We start from the raw sequence: 18831 nt of genomic DNA on the forward strand, positions 1-18831 counted from the left end.
TATTCACAGGACGGAGAGATGAGCGTGGAATCGTCAGCATTGTGGAAAAACCGGTCGTTTCTGCTGTTGTGGCTGGCTCAGCTGACGGCCAACATCGGCGACCAGTGCTACAGCTTTGCCTTGCTGTGGTACCTCTTGCAAGCCACAAAATCCGGAACGGCGCTGAGCTTGCTGGCGATCCCCGAAATGGTTGCCGGCTTGCTGTTCTATTTAATCGGAGGCGTACTTGCTGACAGGTACAACCCTCGCTCGCTGATGGTCGGGGCCGACCTGGCCAGAATCAGTGTGGCTGTTCTGGTAGGGATCATGACCGCGTTGGGTGTGAAGCAGTTCGCCTTTTTTCTGGCTGCCCAATTTTTGCTCGGCGTGTTTTCCAGCTTGTTTCATCCCGCTCGTACAGTCGCCCTGAAGGCGATCGTTCCTCTCGTGCAGCTGAGCCGCTCGAACGCCATATTGGATACCACCTTCCGGACCGTGCGCATTGCGGCGCCGATGACGATCGGGGTCGTAGCGGCTTGGGTCCCTTTGTCCAGCCTGTTTTTTATCAACGCATTTTCCTATCTGCTGTCTGCTTGCTTTCTCTACGCCTTGGGAAAAATACCGCGAAGCATCCGGGAACCGGCGGCGAGCCGTTTGTCTGCGGGACAGTATATAAAGGACATTGGCTATGGCCTGAAAGAGCTGCAAACCAATCGCGCGTTGTTCGCTATCCTGTTGTTCAGCAATATGGGGTTCCTCGTCTGGCAGGTGTGCTGGAATGTGGGCTTTCCTTTTCTCGCAAGCGAGATGGGGCAGGGCAACGGCAGCATGCTCGCCGTCCTGATCGGCTTTTACGGGATCGGGAATCTTCTCGGCAGCCTCTATATGGCACGCCTCCAGTATCAGCGCCACCTGCTCGTCATCATCGTCGGTTGGCTCGTGCAGGCCGGGGGATTTCTTCTGCTGACCCAGGGGTTGACCCTCCATTGGCTCGCTTTTTTGGCCGCCGCGATCGCCGGAATTGGCGGACCTCTCATCGGAATCCCCACCGTTACCGCGATCCAGACAAAGGCGGCGGATGCCAACACCGGCAAAATCTACGCGCTGAACATGCTGATGTTCACCGCGTTTTCCATGTTGTCCAGCAGCATGGGCGCCCTATGGCTGGGGACATGGCCCGTCAAACAACTGTTTTTCACAAGCGGACTGTTTCTGGCGATCATGTGCGCCGTCGGGTTGGCGCTTGAACGGAAGGGCAGGCGGCAAAAGGACCAGTCTTTCTCGGCATAAGCCGAAGACTGGTCTGGTGTATGAGGCATTGCGTTAAAAAAAGAGTCCCGCTCTCGTTGCCACAGGCAAAACGAGAACGGGCCCCTCTTCTTTTCGAAGGAAATAAAAAAGCTTGTTATTCAGCGGACTGTACGTCAACCACACGTGCTCCCGTCATCTCGACAAGCGCTTGAAAGGAGACGGGCAGCAGCGACTCCGCGATCCCGGCCGCCGTATATACGACCGGAAACCGCTCCAGGGAGGAATCCACGAACACCGGCACTTCACTTTGCAGCGCAAACGGACAAACGGCCCCCACCTGAAAACCGGTTACCTCCACTACTTCATCGGGCGAAGCCATCTTGGGCTGGCCGCCCTCCAAACACTGTTTTACCCGTTTGGGATGAATCCGCACATCGCCTGCCGCCACAAACAGTCCGTAGCGGCCGCCGGAGCGAAACAGGATGGATTTGGCAATCTGGCCCACCTCCACCCCGAGTGCCTGGGCCGCTTCCTCCGATGTGTTCAGCTTCTCCTCAAAAATCAGCGGCTCGATAGCCGGATCGTATTGTTTCACAAAACGTTGAACGCGTTCCAGCGGATTAGACATAAAACACACCGTCCCCTTCAGTCACTTGTCCCGGTCGAACCACAGACGCATACACGCCGAAATGATTGTCGTGCCGTTTGACGCACGTTTTCAATACAGCCGGGTGCATCTGCAGCGAATCCGGATCGATGTTGACGTAGTTGCAGCGCTCACAGTGCTTGTTTACCTGCAGGACGACATCGTTGATCCGCAATTGCTTGCCGATCCATTCGTCCTCGGCGAACGGGCGGTCTTCGTCCAAGGCGACCACCAGATTTGCCCGGAACCGCCTCGGATCGATGCTTTCCCATCCGATCAGGCTGGCAATTTCTCTGAGGGAGGCATCCGTCACCAGCAGGATATGATCCTCCCAGTTCTTTCCGCCTTCCTGCGGCGTGCTCATCAGCGGCGTGACCGGGCGTTTGGCTGTATTGGCGACCTCCGCGAACAGCGCTTCCTCCCAGCCGTACTCCTTTCCGTTCGGAGCCTGGATCCGCACCTCGGGATAGGCCTCTTCACCGGATTCACCCAGCAGCCGCGCCGCGTAACCGAGCAATCCGGGAACAATGTCGGCACTCAAGTATTTGCCGTTGCGGGATTCGTCCAGAAAAGCGTATCCCCTGTCCCCGTACAGACCGAAATTGTCCACCAGGCTGGTCTGAAGCCGCTCTCCCTTCATCGCCTTTACAGGATGACGGAAAATGCTCGTCACTGTCCCGATTCTTCCCATCCTCATACTCCTCCCCACAACCGCTCTTATTCTCTATCCGGTGATAAATGACTTTCTTACCCGACTCCAGAACGTTAGCTTCTTGTACCTCGCAAATTTCACTTTCTCTGTTCCCACGCGGCAGGTAATGGAGCGAACATCTCTCCAGACCGCCTGCTCCCTGTCCAGGCCAATCATGATTTCCGGATTCATGACGATCAATTCCACTTCGTGATGATTGGGCAGGACGAGCGAGCTGTTCACTGTCCGGTACGCCTGATTGTTGATCGATGCGATCTCGGACAGTTGAATCGCCTCGATGGAAGGGTGCACCAGCGCCCCGTTGACTGCTTTGTTGTACGCTGTGCTGCCTGACGGAGAAGAGACGATCAGGCCGTCGCCGCGAAACGTCTCAAACTCGTCTCCGTTTATGTAAACGCAGGCTACCAAAGTGGAGAGCGAAGCGTTGCGGATCACCAATTCGTTCAGCGCCCATTTGTCATAGGTGACACCGTGTTTGGTATGGATTTGGCATTGAACGGTCGGATATTCGACGATGACCGGCTCTGTTCGCTCTGTCAGTACCTGAACGAAGGCGTCCAGCTCGTCCGGATGCCAATCCGCGTAAAAACCCAAATGCCCGGTATGAATGCCGACATAGGCCGGTTCAAAGCCGTATTGGTGGACAGCCTCCAACAGCGTTCCGTCCCCCCCGATGGACAGCACCATATCCGGATGCTCATCGGGTCCCTCAACGATATGAAATGGACAATCCGGCTGCAGCAATTTTTCCCGCAGCTGACGGCAAACCTCCCGCGTGTAATCGTCTTTGCGCAGTACGGTGGCTATTTTCATGGTGCACAACCTCGCTTTTACAGTAATTGCCGACTGAAAGCCCACGGTTTTCATCGTGGGATGAAAGACGGCTTTGCCCGAGCATCCCTTCATGGGATGGGCAGGGCAAACCTGATTTGGTATAATCAGGATATGCTCTTTGAGCCGTCAAGCAAAAGACGTTAAAACAATCATCGCTCTTTTGAAAACAGCATACATCTGGGGTTGCTCAAGCGAATCTTCTTGAGCGTAAAATGTATGAAGTCGTCAAGAACAAGACGCTAAAACATTTATAAGAGCAAACCTGTGGCAGATGGTAACAGTCTGCCAGCCTACGGAGCTATATGCTCTGCCGTGGGACGGGCTGATGAGACAGCCCTGAACTTGGGGGAACTACGGATAGCAGAAATGCACTTCCGACTACCACCCAAGAATCCCACTGATACCCAAGGTGTCAGCTTGCGGCTTTAGCCGCGGGAGTCTCAAATAGAAACAAAAAGCCTTTTTCAGGAAAGGCCCTTTGAAGGATCCCCTTTATTTTTTCGTTGCTGCTTCACACTCGCTATCACTATATCACAGCTGACACAAGGGATGCATGTTCTTTCCAGCTTTACCATCGATCCGTGGTGAATTGTCGCCGGCAAAATTCCCGCAGCCGCCGGCTTGTCGCAGGCGTAAGCTCCTCGGGAAGCTCATCCCAGGAAAAAAAGCGCATTTCCGCTACCTCGGGATCGCTCCCGTCGCGTTCGTGCAAACGGTACTGCCCTGCGTGAAAAAGAGCAATGTAGTCCCTTTTGCCTTCTCTTTCGCTGTAATACAAATGACATAGCGACAACGATTCCGCTTCCGCCCCGCACTCTTCCCACAGCTCGCGTCTGGCTGCGTCGGCAAACGACTCGCCTCTCTCGACTCCTCCTCCCGGCAAGTACCATCCTTTGACATAGGTGTGGCGAACCAGCAGTACACCCTTGTCCTCGTCTGTCACGATGATGCGTACCCCCAGTGTCAAAGGCTTCCTGAGACGCCAGTACCGTCGAACCAGCAAATGATACCATGCCATGGCCCTCCACACTCCCTGTCTTGAAGACTCTCTTTTCGTCTGACACCATTTTACATTACCTTGGTCCTCCCTGCTATGCGGACAAGAGCAACAAAAAACGCCATTTCCCAGGTGAAACTGTCACACTGAACGAGAAAACGGGCCATTCTCATCGATGGCCCGCCGCATGTCTGCGATTCACGCAAATCTTCCCTCCATTTCCCTTATCATGATTTCCGCTTTTCGAACCCAGTGATCTTCGACTGCGGCATCCTTGTCTATCGGTTCCTGAAACTGATTCATGGCCGCAGACGCAACCGCAGAGTAGTAGCCGATGTCCGCTTCAACTCCCTCTCGGTACACATGCTTCAGGACAAACGGCGTCCCCAGCTCCAGCCTGGCGTCCTCGCTGTCCAGCTCGCCCTCCTGCACCTGAACGGGAATCCGCAGGTAGACCATGCCCGCTTCGTCCAGCTTTTTGTCCAAATACCCTTCATTGTAGTCCCAGTTCGCCAATGTAAACCCGGCCGGCTCCAACGCTTCCCGAAAAAAACCGTACGTCCCTCGCGTTCCCGGCAAACTGCTTTGAATGGTTTTCATCCAATCCCTGCCTTTCCAGCATATTGCCGTTAGTGTGCGACAAATGGCCGGGTTGTAGTCATTGGCACGGTTTCTATGCTTTTTCTTTCTGGTTGCCTCAGTTCAGGAATGAAAATGGTAAATATAACCAAATTGCAACTGGATTATTTATCAAATTTGTATTAATATTGAAAAAGATTTAAATTGTGTTAAGGAGGATTTTCATGAAGAAATGGTCAATATTAGCAATGTCTGCAACTTTATCGCTATCCTTGGTTTCATCAGGTGTTCTCGCCAATGAAACTTTGGGTACAGGAGAAGATTATTATTTTACGAATCATAACTCTCGCGTAATGGACGTGACTGACACATCAGCTTATTTATGGGCGTTTACTGAAGGAGGAGGAAGAGATCTATCCTACGTTCGTGTATATTCATACTTTTATGTAAATGGCATAATGGTTAAAGCTGATTACACGAATGATCCAACTTATGCAAGTATTGATTATGACGCGTCTGCCACAAGGCTGTTAAAAGCCAAAATTACATCATCTCATTACATCTATAACAAATTAGGCGAGGAAAAGAAAAAAGTAAGTGAAGATCAATATCCAAGATAAAAACAGGAGGTTTTTACGATATGAAAAAAAACAAGTTTGCTTTGCTTGGACTAGCCCTTCTTTTAGCGGGAACCACCTTATTCGTCAGCAATCAAATAAGCGCAACGGAAGATGGTGACATGATCGAAAAAGGAAACCACCAATCCACGCTTAAAACGTTGGGCATTCATGCCAAAACAAAGGATTTGGAAAGTCTGAATATGGTAACTGATCAGGGGGGGAAAACCTGGATTTACGTTGATTTTACGGAAAGAACGCCCCTCATCGAAAAAATGGAGAACAAATACCCGGAAGAAATTACGGGGTCATTTATAGAGATTCAGGATAAGATCATGCAAAAATACGCCAAAGTGGGAGACCAAATCCCGATTATCCTCTTGGATGAGGAATTGCAAGAAGGCTCCTTCTCTTTTACGAGAAAAACGGGCGAAACCTTATCGTTCGAGATCAGGCTCGATCAAGAAAAAGGCAAGTGGACGTACAAGGAGCGAAGTCTAGCAAAGGAGTAGCGCCAATGGCGTGTTGAGCAGAGGAAAGAGCCTCGAGGCGGCTTTGCCCGAGGCTCTTTGCACTATTATCCTCACGCCCGCATGCTCGCGCCTGCACGCCGACTAGATCAGCACGATAGACAGCAGGGAAAACAGCGTGAGTGGAATTACTCTTTTCCTGCAGCGACGGCGGTGAATCGGTCCCACACACGATGAGTCCAGAGGTTTCACGTCCGGCGGGCATGGCGGTGGCGGCGGTGGCGGTGGCGGAGCAGGCGAGATCGGTCTGTAAGGGTATGGCGGAAACGGCGGATACGGGTACGGCGGATACGGCGGGAATGGGCGGACCTCTTCGGCGGGACTGACCTTCTGGGCCGGTTTTTCCTCTGTTTCCGCCGGACTTACACGTGTCGGTCTTTCCGTATCGATGGGTTTGACCAGAGGAACGCACGGTATGCAATAGGAAGGGGGCTGTACATATGGGAACGGTCTTGTGAAGGTTTCTGGAGAAACAGCTGTGTATGGACTAACTTCGGGATAAGGCATCATTCCGGGTCCCGTTGTATATGGGCTGACAGCGGTATAAGGACTTACGCCGGGATACGGACGGGCGTTGGGCCCGGCAGCGTACGGACTGACGGCTGTAGTATACGGCCGACCATGGGGCCCTGTTTCGAACGGACTTACTGCCGTATAAGGACTTGGACCGGGAAATGGACGCGCGTTGGGCCCGGCAGCGTACGGACTGACGGCTGTGGTATACGGCCGACCATGGGGCCCTGTTTCGAACGGACTTACTGCCGTATAAGGACCTGCACCGGGGAACGGACGCATATTGGGCCCCGTTGCAAATGGGCTGACCGCTGTATAAGGGCTTGCCCCCGGATACGGGCGGGCGTTGGGCCCTCCCGTCGAGAACGGGCTCACCGCAGTATGGGGCGGGCGCATGTTCGGATCTGCCGGATTGTACGGGGAACTGTAGGACACTTCCTCCACATCCCACTCATAGCCATTCCAGTCCGCATCCTCCGCCTCGTCGTCATCCATCTCTTCCTCGACTTCCAGATAGACGTGATCGTTGTCCCAGTCTACGATCTCTCCTTCGTATACTTGACCATCCAGCGCCTCGATCCGTACTTTTTGCCGGGCATGCTCCTGGCAAACGTGTTGAACCGTATGGCGGATATCTTTTATCATGTTGACAGCCGCGGTGTCAACATGAAACAGTTGCTTTTTTGACTCCTCCATCTACTTGACTCCTCCCCTCTGGTGTCTCTTTATTACCATATACGCCAGCCTATGGGGAGGTGTCTATTTTCCAGAGGGGACCAGCCTATTTTCGGATGAAGCCGTTCCCCCGCGTGCTACTTGCTCATGGTCGAACCGAGAAACCGGGAAGGCAAAAAGGGTTGAAGCGGTTCTTCTCGTCCACTCTCCAAATAATCGGCCATGACTTTTGCGGTGACCGGCGAAAGCAAAATGCCGTTCCGAAAGTGGCCGCCGGCAATGGAAACGCCCTGCCATCCCGGTACGGGTCCAAGCAGCGGCATGCTGTCCGCTGTCGCCGGACGCAAGCCTGCCCACGCCTGCTGGAAGGCCGCCGAATGCAGCGCGGGCACATACGGCATGACGCCGTCCAGTACCCTCGAAAGACCGCTTAACGTAACATGCCGTTGAAAGCCGGCGTCATCCTCGGTTGCGCCGAGGACGATTTTGCCATCCAGCTTCGGCGTGATGTAGCCGGACGTTCCAAAGATGACAGTGCGCAAAGGGATACCGCTGGATGAAACAGACGCCACCTGCCCGCGGACAGGTCTGACGGGCACAGAAAAACCGAGCCAATCGACCATGATCCCGGCCCATGCGCCGGATGCGATCACGGTATGTGCAGCTCTGAGCGGCCCCGTGGTCGTTTCCACACCGACGACCTGGCTTCCCTCTATCGCCATTTTCGTTACCACCGAGCCGGACACAAGCGTAGCCCCCAGCCTCCGGCAGGCAGCCACCAGGGCGTTGAGCAGCATACGGTTGTTGATGTGTCCTTCCTCCGGCGAGTATATTCCCGCTTTCGCTTCCTCAGTCAAGAGCGGCTCCACCCTCCGCATCTCTTGTCCTGTCATCCACTGCACCGCATATCCGGACGCCTTCTGCCGCTTGTATTTTTCCTGCAACGGGATCGCTTCCTCCTCCGTGAGAGCGACCGTCAGCAGTCCTGATTTGCACGCTTGCACATCGATGCCCGTTATAGCCTCCAGCTGCTCCACCCAGTCCGGGTATAGCTCGAGCGACTTCATTCCCAGCTCAAGCATCGGCCCCGGCTGGGAAAATTCCTTCAGCGGCGCCAGCATTCCGGCTGCTGCCGATGAAGCCTGGCCTCCCCATTCCCCTTGCTCCACCACGGTCACGGTCATTCCCCTGCGGGACAGTTCATAAGCGAGACCAAGTCCAATGATGCCTCCGCCTACAAGTAAAAAGTCGGTCATGCTGCTTCCTCTCCTTATCAAATGGAAAAGCCCACCCTCTCCGGCAGGAAAAGGTGGGCACAACACGCATCCAACGCATCAACGGGCGAACAATGTCCGCCTGTAACCACTTCCCTGCGCCAGCATGATCTGGATCAGGTGCAAAGGGTCGACGGTCATGGCTTCCGTCCTCTCAGCCCAGCTTGATGGACTCCCCCAGTTACTTTTCGATCTATCAGTTGTCCTCTTCAGTATAGTCCTCCGCTAGTAAATCTGACAAGGCCGGATCGCTTAATCTTCGTCCTTCACGTCGTAGCTCTCCGGTATCGTCTCGTGCTTTTCGGCATCCTCGAGCTCTCTGAGCTTCCGCATTTGTTCCAGATGATGCTGAAACTGTTCCTTGTTGATCAAGTACTCTTCCCCATTGTGAACGGCACGGATGCGCCCCTCGCGGATTTTTTCCAGAATGAACGTCTCCTGCAATTCCAGATAGGCGGCTGTTTCGGCTACAGCCAGGTAGGTTTTAGTCGTCTCCACGAATCCTCGCTTCCAATTCTGCTTTCATTTTTTCAAAGCCCGGCCGCCCCAGCAAAGCAAACATGTTCGCTTTGTAGGCCTCTACACCAGGTTGGTCAAACGGGTTGACCCCCAAGAGATAGCCGCTGATCGCACAGGCCTTTTCAAAAAAATAGATCAGCTCACCAAAATGATACGCTGTCAGCCGCGGAATTTCCACTACGAGATTGGGCACTCCCCCATCTGCATGAGCCAGTATCGCCCCCTGCAAAACCTGTTTGCGGACAAAATCCATCCCTTTTCCGGAGAGATACTGCAAGCCGTCCAGATTGGCCGGGTCGTCTCCGATGGTCACGTCAGTGTCAGCTTTTTGCACGGTCAAGACCGTTTCAAACAAGTGACGCATGCCGCTTTGCAGGTATTGGCCGATGGAGTGGAGATCTGTCGAATACTCGGCGGATACAGGAAAAATCCCCTTGTTGTCCTTTCCCTCCGATTCGGCAAAGAGCTGCTTCCACCATTCCGCGAAAAATCGGAACCGGGGCTCGTAGGTGACAAGCACTTCGATCAGCTTGCCTTTTCGATACAGGATATTCCGCACAGCAGCATATTGATAGCAAGGATTGTCGGCCAGCACCGGCGAAGCGAACCGCTCTCTCGCCGCCGCCGCTCCCTGCATCAGCTCTTCCATATTCGTTCCGCCGACAGCGATCGGCAGAAGACCGACAGGCGTAAGAACCGAGAAGCGTCCCCCCACGTCGTCAGGGATGACAAAGGTCTCGTAGCCCTCACTCTCGGCAAGCTGTCGGAGCGCTCCATTCGCTTTGTCCGTCGTCGCGTAAATCCGGCTGCGCGCCTCTTTTCGCCCGTACTTTTTCTCCATCCACCTGCGAAACAAGCGAAAAGCGATAGCCGGTTCCACCGTCGTTCCCGATTTGGAGATGACATTCAGGGAGACTTCCTTTTCCTCCAGCAGCTCCAGGAGATGGGCGAGGTAGACCGGACTGATATTGTTTCCGGCAAAATAAATTTCAGGCACCCGCCGTTTGCCTGCGGGCAGAAGATTGCTGAAGTGATGCCCCAGCATCTCCAGCGCCGCCTTCGCTCCGAGGTATGAGCCGCCTATGCCGATGACCAAAAGCACATCCGAGCTCTCCTGAATTCGCGAGGCTGCCTGCCTGATGCGTTCCCGTTCACTCTTGTCGTACGCGACCGGCAAATCCAGCCATCCGCGAAGCTCGCTCCCCGGACCCGTCCCCTGATGCAGTTGTATGTGCGAGCGCAATACTTCCGGAGCAAGCTGATCCAAGTCTGTCTGCCCGAGAAACTTGCGCGCATGGGAGTAGTCAAAACGAAGCGCCTGGTTCATAGCTCCCTCCCCCTGTATTCCTGCTCTGCTCCCTACATCTTATCGCTCCCGCCGGGCAAGGGTTCGGCATAGAGCGCGCCCCATTTTCCAGTGACCTCCCTTTCTTTTGTTACCAGGAAAATGTGAACATTCCGTGAACAAAAATGACTAGTTGTTACTTTTTTGTTTCCCTCCCGTAAAACTGATTCGAAAGAACGTATACATTATTTGGCAAGGAGAATAGAAGACATGAAAAAGAGATGGTGGATTATCGGGTCCGTCGCAACCGTATTGGTTGTCGGAACCGTTAGCGTAAGTCTTTTGAGTCCCGGTCAGGCGATGGGCATGCCCGTCCAGATCGGGACGGTAGCCACATCCGCGCTGGAGAGCCGGATTCTCACTTCCGGCAGCGTGATCGTAGAGGATAAATACAGGCTGTACGCCAACGTCAACGGCACGCTGCGCGAATTCTCCCTCAAAGAAGGGGATTCCGTCAAGAAAGGGCAGGTTGTCGGGAAGATCGACACCTCAGACGTAGAGAGCCGCTTGCTCGAGCTGGACGCCCAAATTGAACTGGCGCGCGCCAACCTTTCCAAGACGCAAGCCGGAAATGCGCCGGAAGAAGTGGCACAGGAAAAAGAACGGGTCGCCCAAGCTCAGCGGGAGTATGATGCCGCCCAAAAGGAATACGACCGGCTGCAGCAGCTGTTCGCATCCGGCGCCACCACGCAGCAAGAGGTGGACAAGGCAAAAAGCCATCTCGACTCTACCCTCTCGACGCTGAACGTCTCCAAGCAGCAGCTGGCGCTGAAGCAAAAGGGGCCGCGCAAAGAAGAACTCGTTTCCCAGCAAGCGCAAATCAACAAGCTTCAGGTGGAGAAGGCGCAATTGGAGAAGGAGCGGACCCAAAGCGTGTTGGTCGCGCCTGAAGACGGCACCGTCATCAGCCTGGCGGCAGACAACGGCCAGTACGTGAATAAAGGAACGGAGATCTTTACGCTGGCCAACCTGAACAACCTGCTCATCCAGGCCGACATCAATGAATCCGACGTAAGCAAGATTAAGCTGGGACAAGCAGCGGTCATCGAGGGGAGCTCCCTCGGGAAGCAGAAGCTGAATGCCAAAGTGATTCGAATCTCCCCGATTGCCGTAACGACGCAAAACAGCTCCGGTCAGGGCGAAAAGACTCGCGTCAAGGTCACTCTGCAGCCTGATGGCGACTTGTCGGCTCTCAAGCCCGGCTTTCATGTGGACATCAACATTTTGACGGAGAAAATCGACAATGCCATGCAGGTGCCGATCGAAGCGATTCAACAGGAGGCGGACGGCAGCACATTTGTCTGGATAGCCGACAATGGCACAGCCAAGAAAGTGAAAGTCGAGGTCGGTATGGAAAACGAGCTGTCCTCTCAGATCAAATCCGGTTTGAAGGGCGATGAGCAAATCATTCTGAGCCCCTTGGATGCCATGCAGGAAAATACACCGGTCACCCCGTCCCCCATGGCAGGAATGTAACTACTTTGCAAAAAAGGAGGTCGGCCCATGCTTTACGTGGAAGGCCTGACGAAAACATATAGGACGGGCGACTCGGAACTGCCCATTTTGCGGGGGGTGAACCTCTCTGTGGAGCAAGGGGAGTTCGTCGCCATCATGGGACCGTCCGGCTCCGGAAAATCAACCTTCATGAACATGCTCGGATGTCTCGACCGGCCGGATTCGGGAACGTACGTGCTGGACGGCATCGAGGTCAACAAGCAGAACGACCAGCAGCTGGCTCTCGTCCGAAACCAGAAAATCGGCTTTGTCTTTCAATCGTTCAATCTGCTGCCCCGCTCCACTTCCTTGCATAACGTCGAGCTGCCGATGATGTACGCGGGCATCAGCCGCTCCGAACGAAGAAAGCGGGCGACGGAAGCACTGAAACGCGTCGGGCTGGGAGAGCGGATGAACCACAAGCCGACACAGCTTTCCGGCGGACAAAAGCAGCGGGTGGCCATTGCCCGGGCGCTGGTAAACCGGCCAGCCATTTTGCTGGCGGACGAACCTACGGGAAATCTGGACAGCCGCTCCGGCACGGAGATCATGGCCATGTTTCAGGAGCTGCATGCGCAGGGCGTAACAATCATTCTGGTTACGCACGAGCTGGATATCGCCCAGCATGCAGAGCGCATCGTCACCTTCAAGGACGGTGTCATTATGAAAGACGAGCGCGTGGAAGAGCGCCTGACCGCCGTCCCGTCCGATGAGGTGATCGTAACATGAATTTTTTGGAAGCACTGCGTACCGCCATCGATGGCATCTGGGCCAACAAAATGCGCTCCGGACTGACGATGCTGGGCATTATTATCGGAATCACATCCGTCATCGCCGTCAACACTCTCGGCGAGGGCGGACAAAAGGCCATCACCAGCGAGATGGAGAAATTCGGGCAAAACAGCTTTAACATCTATACCGATTGGGAGAGCAAGGAAGAGCACTCCAATGACGATCTGACGGTGGAAGACGCGGAGACCTTGAGCCGCATCAGCCCCTACATCGAGCGGCTTGTCCCTTACAATCAATCCATCTCGTTGGTGAAGGGGCCAAAAAAAGAAGAGCGGGTCAATGTCTATTCGACGACCGCTCACTACCTGGAGATTCAGCCAACGGTAAAAATAAGCAAGGGGCGCTTCTTCAGTGAAGCTGACGACAAGGAGCTGCGGGCTGTCATCGTGCTGGAGGATGAACTGGCCAAGAAGCTATTCGGGCAGATGAACCCGCTGGGCCAACGAGTCCGGATGGAAAACAACTCGCTTGTTGTGATCGGCACGTACAAGGAAGAGAAGTTCCGCTTTGACGTGAGCCAGACCTATGGCGCCTATATCCCGATACGTTATGCCCAGAGCTTTCAAAAGGAGCCTTTCGTAGGCACGCTGATCGGGAAGGCAAAAGACAAGGAGTCGGTGGATGCCGCGATGAAGCAGGCGACCCAGTACTTGTCCCGAAAGCATCAAAAGGAGAATCACTACCGCTCCCACAGCATGCAGCAGCAGGTCAACCAGTTCAACCAGCTGACCGGTACCCTGACGATTATTTTCAGCGTCATTGCCGGCATTTCCCTGGTCGTAGGCGGCGTCGGCGTGATGAACATCATGCTCGTCTCCGTTACAGAGCGGACACGGGAAATCGGCATTCGCAAGGCGCTGGGAGCCCGTCGCCGGGACATCCTGATGCAGTTTTTGATCGAATCGATGATCGTCTGTTTGATCGGCGGTCTGATCGGGGTACTGCTCGGGCTCGGAGCCGCAGCGCTCGTCTCTTATTTCGCCAAGCTGCCTCCGCTGCTGTCCTGGAACAGCATCCTTATCGCGTTCGGCTTTTCCAGCGCCATCGGGATCTTTTTCGGATTGTACCCCGCCAACAAAGCGGCCAAGCTTGATCCGATCGAGGCCCTGCGCTACGAGTAAACGGATGCAAAACATGAAAAGCAGCTGTTCAATCGCTTGACGATTGAGCAGCTGCTTTTTTGCTTCCACCAACCCCGTATTATCGCTTAACCGGCATTCCAGACTGCGTCGGCCATCAAAGCATCTCATGACAAGGTAGGGGTATCCGCCACGAGCTTCAGGACAAAGAACAGCGTAATGCCGAAGGTGGCTACCGCCCACCACAACACTTTTCCACCGGGTCTGCCCGCCTTGTAGATGCGAAGCAACCGCCAGGTACCCACCGTTACACAGATGACACTGACAAAGAGCAGGATGGTCCCCACGGTCATTCCCCCTTTCCCCTTCTACTAGCTATATGGGAAAAGAGGCGCAAAAATCCCTGTTTATGTTTTCTTCTTGCCGAGCCGGGAGAGGATCGCTCTGCCTCGCTCCTTGACGGCTTCGTCCTTGACATCGAGCTCGCGGCGCTTCAACATGCCGTTTTTCGACGTGTCGGGCCTGCCTTCCCGCCTGCTTTTGTCCTCCGCCATCAGCTGTGCTTGCCCCCGCCTTTTTTCTCATACTCTTCCAGAAGCTCGCCAAAGCTTTTGTTTCGCTCCCGCTCCTCTTGCTCGCGCCGCTTCTGTTCCGCGGCGGCCTGCTCCGCCTTTTCCAGGTCTTCCTTCATTTGGCGCTCCAGCTGCTTCAATTTGCCAAGCGCGTCATCGCTCAGCATTTCCTTCAAGTTCACACCGTTTTTTTCCGAGGCCTCCGCCTTGGCGAAATGCGGCGTTTGCCGCTCTTGTTTGCGCTGTTTTTTTGCCATGAATCATGCTCCTTTCACAATGCTATGATCGAATCTGCCCCGATGGGCCATACTAAGCCCATGTGACAATAGAGGAGGGCAGACAATGGTACGAAACAAAGCCAAAGATTTCGGAAAAACTGCCGAGATTCGCGGCCCCAAAGCCCAATCGGAGGCCGTTCGTTCTGATGGCTCCATCAATAGTGAACCACAAGAAAGACTAAAAGAAAACCGGTAACTCCCCAAGGAGGGCAGCTGCATGGATGAACATACTTCCAAAGATGTAAAAGACGTGTCTCTCGACGGCACGCTTCCCCATCAAATCAGCGCCCCCGATTACAAGGATTCTTCGCGCACCATGCAAAAGCCGTTTGTAAACAAGTACGGTGTGGTCATCGGGGACAGCTACTACAATTCTGAGGATTCTCCGCTCAACCAGTGGAGCACGGACACAGATCCATCCGACATGGCTGGGGACAGCTGGGTCCATCCGACCAACGACATCGGCTGGAACACTACGGAAAACAAGGAGATGCTCGAGGACATCCCGCCGAATCGGGCCCGCTTCATGCACCCGACGATCGATGTGAGCAAAGGAAAAGATTAGTTGTTTATTGTAGCGGTCCAGAAGCGGACCAAAGCAAACGCCGCCATCACGCGGCGTTTTTCCCTTTTCCCCGCGAAAATTGGCGGAACCGCGTTTTCTAATGGTAAACTAGACGGACAGACAGATGCTTGAGAGGAGTCTCTTCATGAGTATACACCTGAAAATCGAACCGGCATTTGCCCTCGCCTATCAGCAATACGCAGACTTTCGTCCCGGAGACGCGCTCCGGCTGTACGTACGTACCGGAGGCCCGGGAACAGGCGGGCTGTTTTTCGCGATTGAAAAGGACGAAATCGAACCGGACGACGCTGTTTTTGAAGTGGAAGGGATGCGGTTCGTCATTCGCCCGAACGACTTTTGGTACTTTGACGGAGGCGAGCTGCGCTACGATAAAAGATACGGGGAATACGGCTTCTCCTTTGTCAATCCCCGTCTGCTGAACGATTAGGAAACTTTCCGCTGCCCTGTACGTATGTAAAGGTTGATCGGCATATCCGCTTCTCCTCCTTTTAGCGCTTGCACGATGAACCGGAGGGCAGCTTTGAAAACCGTACAGGAGGAAATGGCATGAATAAAACCAGGTCGGCGCTGCTGGCTATCGGCGCTTTTCTCTTGGCCAATCTGAAATGGGTATTGGGCCTGTTGAAATTCTCAAAATTTGGAACCACGCTTTTGTCCATGATTCTCAGTCTCGGCGCCTACGCGATGCTCTATGGCTGGAAGTTTGCCGCCGCGTTGGTCTATCTCATCTTTGTTCACGAAATGGGCCACGTGATCGCCGCGAAACAAAAAGGAATCGCTACGTCGCCGGCCGTCTTTATTCCGTTTGCCGGAGCCTTTATCGCGATGAAGGATCATCCCCGGGACGCGAGCACCGAAGCGTATTTGGCTTACGGCGGTCCGCTGGCGGGAATGCTCGCGTTTCTCCCCGCTCTGCCGCTGTACTGGTGGACGCACGATCCTTTCTGGGCCTTGGTGATTTACTTGGGAGCGTTGTTGAACCTGTTCAACCTGCTGCCTGTCTCTCCGCTGGACGGCGGACGCATCGTCTCCGTCTTGTCCACAAAAATCTGGCTGATCGGACTGATCGGGCTGGGGGTCATGCTGTTCGCCAGACCGGGACCGATCATGGTCTTTATCTTTATCCTCGGCCTCGTTACCTGGTGGAACCGCGCACGGGAAGGGTATAAAAAGCGGGTGCTGGAATACGAAAAGCAGAAGCTCCACACCCTGCTGGAGACAATGGCCGGCTGGCCGCGGCTCGAGTCGACATGGGAAACGCGGGAAAGCCTGAACGCCAAGCACCTGGAGGAGGCGGCAAAAAAGGCTCCGGAGGGCTTTGCCATTCCCTTTTTGCAGGACGACAAGCGCTTTGCCAAGGATCAGGTGCGTCTGGACAAATTGTTCGCGGAACAGACCTGGGAGCTCTTCCGCAAATGGGAGCGGGAACCGATGGAATTCTACGACTACGAACGGACGCAGCCCGTTCCCTCTCCCCTGCTGACCGAGGCCGAAAAGCAGGCCCGGGAACGCATGGCCCAGATCGACGAGCTGCTGCACCGGCTGTCAACCTATTACGAGGCGCCCGCCTCCACCAAATGGAAGGTATTGGTCGCCTACCTGGGACTGGCTGCCGTGCTCTCGCTCTTTTTCGTCTACGCGCAGCTGCTGCTGCAGATTCGATGAGGCAGAACCTCCGTTTTACCCTCTCTGGCTAACCCAGCGCTCAAAAACGTGTGAGCCGGATACCCTACACTCGTTATTCGGGCGGAACGGGGTTGAATTGCTCACAATGGACCGAAATGGCCTTTGAGCAAAAAGGGAAAAGGCTGTACCATAGTAGTATACATTCAAAAAAATTCCAGAGAGGATGACTTTTTGCTTGGACAGTATTCCGATAGTGCTTAACCTGCTGCTTGTGTTGTTTCTCGTCGTGTTGAACGGCTTTTTCGTAGCCGCCGAATTCGCGCTTGTCAAAGTGCGGCAGACACGCTTGACGCAACTGGTAAACGAGGGGAACAAGCGAGCCGCTTTTGCCCAGAAGGTTACACAAAAGCTGGACGCGTATCTGTCTGCCTGCCAGGTGGGGATCACGCTCGCATCGCTTGGTCTCGGTTGGGTGGGTGAACCCGCGATCGCCAAGATGATCGTGGAGCCGCTGCTCGGTTCGTACCAGCTGCCTTCTTACCTTGTGTCGACGATCTCCTTCGGCGTGGCGTTTGCGATCATCACCTTCCTGCACATCGTGCTGGGTGAGCTCGCTCCGAAATCGCTCGCTATTCAAAAAGCGGAAACAACTTCGCTGTGGGTTGCGGCACCATTGATGCTTTTCTATAAATTGCTTTACCCGGCTATCTGGGTGTTGAACGGAACCGCCAACAAGCTGCTGAAATGGGTTGGTCTGGAACCGGTTTCCGAACACGAAGCGGCCCATACCGAGGAAGAGATTCGCCTGCTGGTCAACCAAAGCCACCAAAGCGGCCATATCGACCAGACGGAATTGTCGCTCGTGGAGCACGTATTTGATTTTTCCGAAACGCTCGCCCGGGAGATTATGATCCCCCGGATCGACATGGTTTGCTTATATACGACGAATACGTTTGAGGAAAATCTGGAGATTATCAGCACGGAGCGCCACACCCGCTTCCCTGTAGCCGCGGAAGACAAGGACAACCTGATCGGTTTCGTGCATGCGACCGACTTTTACCTGTCGGCCCTGCAGGATGAGACCGCCCGTTTGGAAGACATGCTTCGTCCGCTGCTGACTGTGCCGGAATCGATGGAAATCAGCCATGTGCTTCGCTTGATGCAGAAAAAACGCTCGCAGATGGCTATCGTTATCGATGAGTACGGCGGCACCGCCGGTCTGTTGACGATGGAGGACATTTTGGAAGAAATCGTCGGCGATATTCAAGACGAGTTCGATACCGAAGAACGCCCCGAGCTGGAAAAGCTGGAGAACGGCCTGTCTGTCGCAGGCAAAATGCTTTTGAGCGAATTGAACGATCATTTGCCGTTCGAGCTCGTTTCCGAAGACGTCGACACTGTCGGGGGATGGCTCTACAGCCAGCTGGAAGAGGATATCGGCGTGGGCGCGTCCGTCGAGCTGGAGGATCACTTGTTTACGGTCGCTCAAATGGATAACCACCGCGTCACCCGGGTTACGATCAAACAAGTGGTCCGCCCGCAGGCCGAACAACAGGGAGAACCGGAAATGAGCGCTGTGTAACGGTGGCTGCGATCGTAAAAATAATCCCAATCATGCAACGTTGCTGAAAAAGCCGACGCCCTCCGGGGTGTCGGCTTTTTCTCTGGATGAGGCTGTGGGAACAGGTGATACACATCTTCAGCCAAAAGTCGGTTCGTCAAAGTTGATTCTCCGGGTCGCTACAATCCGTACGCCCTCCGTTGATTTCAGGACGCTCGGCCCCTCCGGAAACACCTCGTCGAGCAGCGTTTCCGCCTCCTGGGCGTACTGCTCCCGAGCTACTTCGGCAATCTCTACTGTTTTCTTGCGCTTCCACGTCACATCCGTCTCGTCTGGACTAAACGGGTGCCCCGTCAACGTCAATCGCATCGT

The 18831-nt window shown here is 54.5% G+C and carries 24 protein-coding genes and 1 riboswitch; of the genes, 11 read left to right on the plus strand and 13 right to left on the minus strand.

Annotated elements, in window-relative coordinates:
- Positions 1-18: 18 nt before the first annotated feature.
- Entirely contained in the window at positions 19-1269 is a 1251-nt protein-coding gene (locus Q3F21_RS13770; RefSeq protein WP_340253643.1) for an MFS transporter, read from the plus strand.
- A gap of 115 nt (positions 1270-1384) precedes the next feature.
- Here the strand turns inward: Q3F21_RS13770 and Q3F21_RS13775 are convergent, their stop codons facing one another.
- From Q3F21_RS13775 to Q3F21_RS13795, 5 genes are all read right to left on the minus strand, one after another.
- On the minus strand, positions 1385-1858 hold the full coding sequence (locus Q3F21_RS13775) for a YbaK/EbsC family protein (protein ID WP_340253646.1): 474 nt from the start codon (positions 1856-1858) through the stop codon (positions 1385-1387).
- Positions 1851-2567, minus strand: coding sequence for an MOSC domain-containing protein (locus Q3F21_RS13780; protein ID WP_340253649.1), 717 nt, complete (start codon positions 2565-2567; stop codon positions 1851-1853). Before Q3F21_RS13780 ends, Q3F21_RS13775 begins: the two co-directional genes overlap by 8 nt.
- Before the next feature lie 33 nt (positions 2568-2600).
- A complete protein-coding gene (locus tag Q3F21_RS13785; protein ID WP_340253652.1) occupies positions 2601-3401 on the minus strand; it encodes an NAD kinase in 801 nt (266 codons plus the stop codon).
- Positions 3402-3990: 589 nt separating this feature from the next.
- Positions 3991-4440 carry an NUDIX domain-containing protein gene (locus Q3F21_RS13790; RefSeq protein ID WP_340253655.1) on the minus strand — a complete coding sequence of 150 codons (450 nt, stop codon included), beginning with the start codon at positions 4438-4440 and terminating at the stop codon, positions 3991-3993.
- A gap of 177 nt (positions 4441-4617) precedes the next feature.
- Positions 4618-5019, minus strand: a complete 402-nt coding sequence (locus tag Q3F21_RS13795) for a YugN family protein (protein WP_340253658.1) — start codon at positions 5017-5019, stop codon at positions 4618-4620.
- 203 nt (positions 5020-5222) lie between these two features.
- On the opposite strand from Q3F21_RS13795, the gene Q3F21_RS13800 reads away from it, so the two are divergent.
- Together Q3F21_RS13800 and Q3F21_RS13805 are read left to right on the plus strand one after the other, a co-directional pair.
- Positions 5223-5618, plus strand: coding sequence for a hypothetical protein (locus Q3F21_RS13800; protein ID WP_340253661.1), 396 nt, complete (start codon positions 5223-5225; stop codon positions 5616-5618).
- A 20-nt stretch (positions 5619-5638) separates the two neighbouring features.
- Positions 5639-6127, plus strand: a complete 489-nt coding sequence (locus tag Q3F21_RS13805) for a hypothetical protein (RefSeq protein WP_340253664.1) — start codon at positions 5639-5641, stop codon at positions 6125-6127.
- A 102-nt stretch (positions 6128-6229) separates the two neighbouring features.
- On the opposite strand, the gene Q3F21_RS13810 is transcribed toward Q3F21_RS13805, so the two are convergent.
- The 4 genes from Q3F21_RS13810 to Q3F21_RS13825 form a co-directional block, all read right to left on the minus strand.
- Entirely contained in the window at positions 6230-7354 is a 1125-nt protein-coding gene (locus Q3F21_RS13810; RefSeq protein ID WP_340253667.1) for a hypothetical protein, read from the minus strand.
- 116 nt (positions 7355-7470) lie between these two features.
- Positions 7471-8589: a glycine oxidase ThiO gene (gene thiO / locus Q3F21_RS13815; protein WP_340253670.1), complete on the minus strand. Its 1119-nt coding sequence runs from the start codon at positions 8587-8589 to the stop codon at positions 7471-7473.
- A 94-nt stretch (positions 8590-8683) separates the two neighbouring features.
- Positions 8684-8796, minus strand: a riboswitch (TPP riboswitch).
- 63 nt (positions 8797-8859) lie between these two features.
- Positions 8860-9105 (minus strand): excisionase family DNA-binding protein, encoded by a 246-nt coding sequence (locus tag Q3F21_RS13820; RefSeq protein ID WP_340253673.1) that lies wholly within the window; start codon positions 9103-9105, stop codon positions 8860-8862.
- Positions 9092-10453, minus strand: coding sequence for a glucose-6-phosphate isomerase (locus Q3F21_RS13825; protein WP_340253676.1), 1362 nt, complete (start codon positions 10451-10453; stop codon positions 9092-9094). Before Q3F21_RS13825 ends, Q3F21_RS13820 begins: the two co-directional genes overlap by 14 nt.
- A 228-nt stretch (positions 10454-10681) precedes the next feature.
- On the opposite strand from Q3F21_RS13825, the gene Q3F21_RS13830 reads away from it, so the two are divergent.
- Genes Q3F21_RS13830 through Q3F21_RS13840 form a run of 3 tightly spaced genes read left to right on the plus strand, consistent with a single transcriptional unit; the run spans position 10682 to position 13878 of the window.
- A complete protein-coding gene (locus Q3F21_RS13830) occupies positions 10682-11947 on the plus strand; it encodes an efflux RND transporter periplasmic adaptor subunit (RefSeq protein WP_340253679.1) in 1266 nt (421 codons plus the stop codon).
- A 27-nt stretch (positions 11948-11974) separates the two neighbouring features.
- Positions 11975-12694 (plus strand): ABC transporter ATP-binding protein, encoded by a 720-nt coding sequence (locus tag Q3F21_RS13835; protein ID WP_340253682.1) that lies wholly within the window; start codon positions 11975-11977, stop codon positions 12692-12694.
- Positions 12691-13878, plus strand: coding sequence for an ABC transporter permease (locus Q3F21_RS13840; RefSeq protein WP_340253685.1), 1188 nt, complete (start codon positions 12691-12693; stop codon positions 13876-13878). Before Q3F21_RS13835 ends, Q3F21_RS13840 begins: the two co-directional genes overlap by 4 nt.
- A 125-nt stretch (positions 13879-14003) precedes the next feature.
- Here the strand turns inward: Q3F21_RS13840 and Q3F21_RS13845 are convergent, their stop codons facing one another.
- Genes Q3F21_RS13845 through Q3F21_RS13855 form a run of 3 tightly spaced genes read right to left on the minus strand, consistent with a single transcriptional unit; the run spans position 14004 to position 14665 of the window.
- Complete coding sequence (locus tag Q3F21_RS13845) at positions 14004-14189, minus strand: hypothetical protein (RefSeq protein WP_340253688.1); 186 nt, start codon at positions 14187-14189, stop codon at positions 14004-14006.
- 54 nt (positions 14190-14243) lie between these two features.
- Positions 14244-14390, minus strand: coding sequence for a hypothetical protein (locus Q3F21_RS13850; protein ID WP_340253691.1), 147 nt, complete (start codon positions 14388-14390; stop codon positions 14244-14246).
- Positions 14390-14665 carry a DUF3886 domain-containing protein gene (locus Q3F21_RS13855; protein ID WP_340253694.1) on the minus strand — a complete coding sequence of 92 codons (276 nt, stop codon included), beginning with the start codon at positions 14663-14665 and terminating at the stop codon, positions 14390-14392. The genes Q3F21_RS13850 and Q3F21_RS13855 overlap by 1 nt, the downstream gene beginning before the upstream one ends.
- Before the next feature lie 85 nt (positions 14666-14750).
- Between Q3F21_RS13855 and sspK the strand changes: the two genes are divergently transcribed.
- From sspK to Q3F21_RS13880, 5 genes are all read left to right on the plus strand, one after another.
- Positions 14751-14882 carry a small acid-soluble spore protein K gene (sspK, locus tag Q3F21_RS13860; protein WP_003391014.1) on the plus strand — a complete coding sequence of 44 codons (132 nt, stop codon included), beginning with the start codon at positions 14751-14753 and terminating at the stop codon, positions 14880-14882.
- Between the two features lie 21 nt (positions 14883-14903).
- Positions 14904-15251 carry a DUF3905 domain-containing protein gene (locus Q3F21_RS13865; protein ID WP_340253698.1) on the plus strand — a complete coding sequence of 116 codons (348 nt, stop codon included), beginning with the start codon at positions 14904-14906 and terminating at the stop codon, positions 15249-15251.
- A gap of 145 nt (positions 15252-15396) precedes the next feature.
- Positions 15397-15699 (plus strand): iron-sulfur cluster biosynthesis family protein, encoded by a 303-nt coding sequence (locus Q3F21_RS13870; protein WP_340253701.1) that lies wholly within the window; start codon positions 15397-15399, stop codon positions 15697-15699.
- Positions 15700-15818: 119 nt separating this feature from the next.
- Positions 15819-16937, plus strand: coding sequence for a site-2 protease family protein (locus Q3F21_RS13875; protein WP_340253704.1), 1119 nt, complete (start codon positions 15819-15821; stop codon positions 16935-16937).
- Between the two features lie 196 nt (positions 16938-17133).
- Positions 17134-18480 carry a hemolysin family protein gene (locus Q3F21_RS13880; RefSeq protein ID WP_340253707.1) on the plus strand — a complete coding sequence of 449 codons (1347 nt, stop codon included), beginning with the start codon at positions 17134-17136 and terminating at the stop codon, positions 18478-18480.
- Between the two features lie 117 nt (positions 18481-18597).
- On the opposite strand, the gene Q3F21_RS13885 is transcribed toward Q3F21_RS13880, so the two are convergent.
- A complete protein-coding gene (locus Q3F21_RS13885) occupies positions 18598-18828 on the minus strand; it encodes a hypothetical protein (protein ID WP_340253710.1) in 231 nt (76 codons plus the stop codon).
- Between the last annotated feature and the right edge of the window lie 3 nt (positions 18829-18831).

The sequence above is a fragment of the Brevibacillus borstelensis genome (assembly GCF_037834415.1).
Lineage (GTDB): Bacteria > Bacillota > Bacilli > Brevibacillales > Brevibacillaceae > Brevibacillus > Brevibacillus borstelensis_A.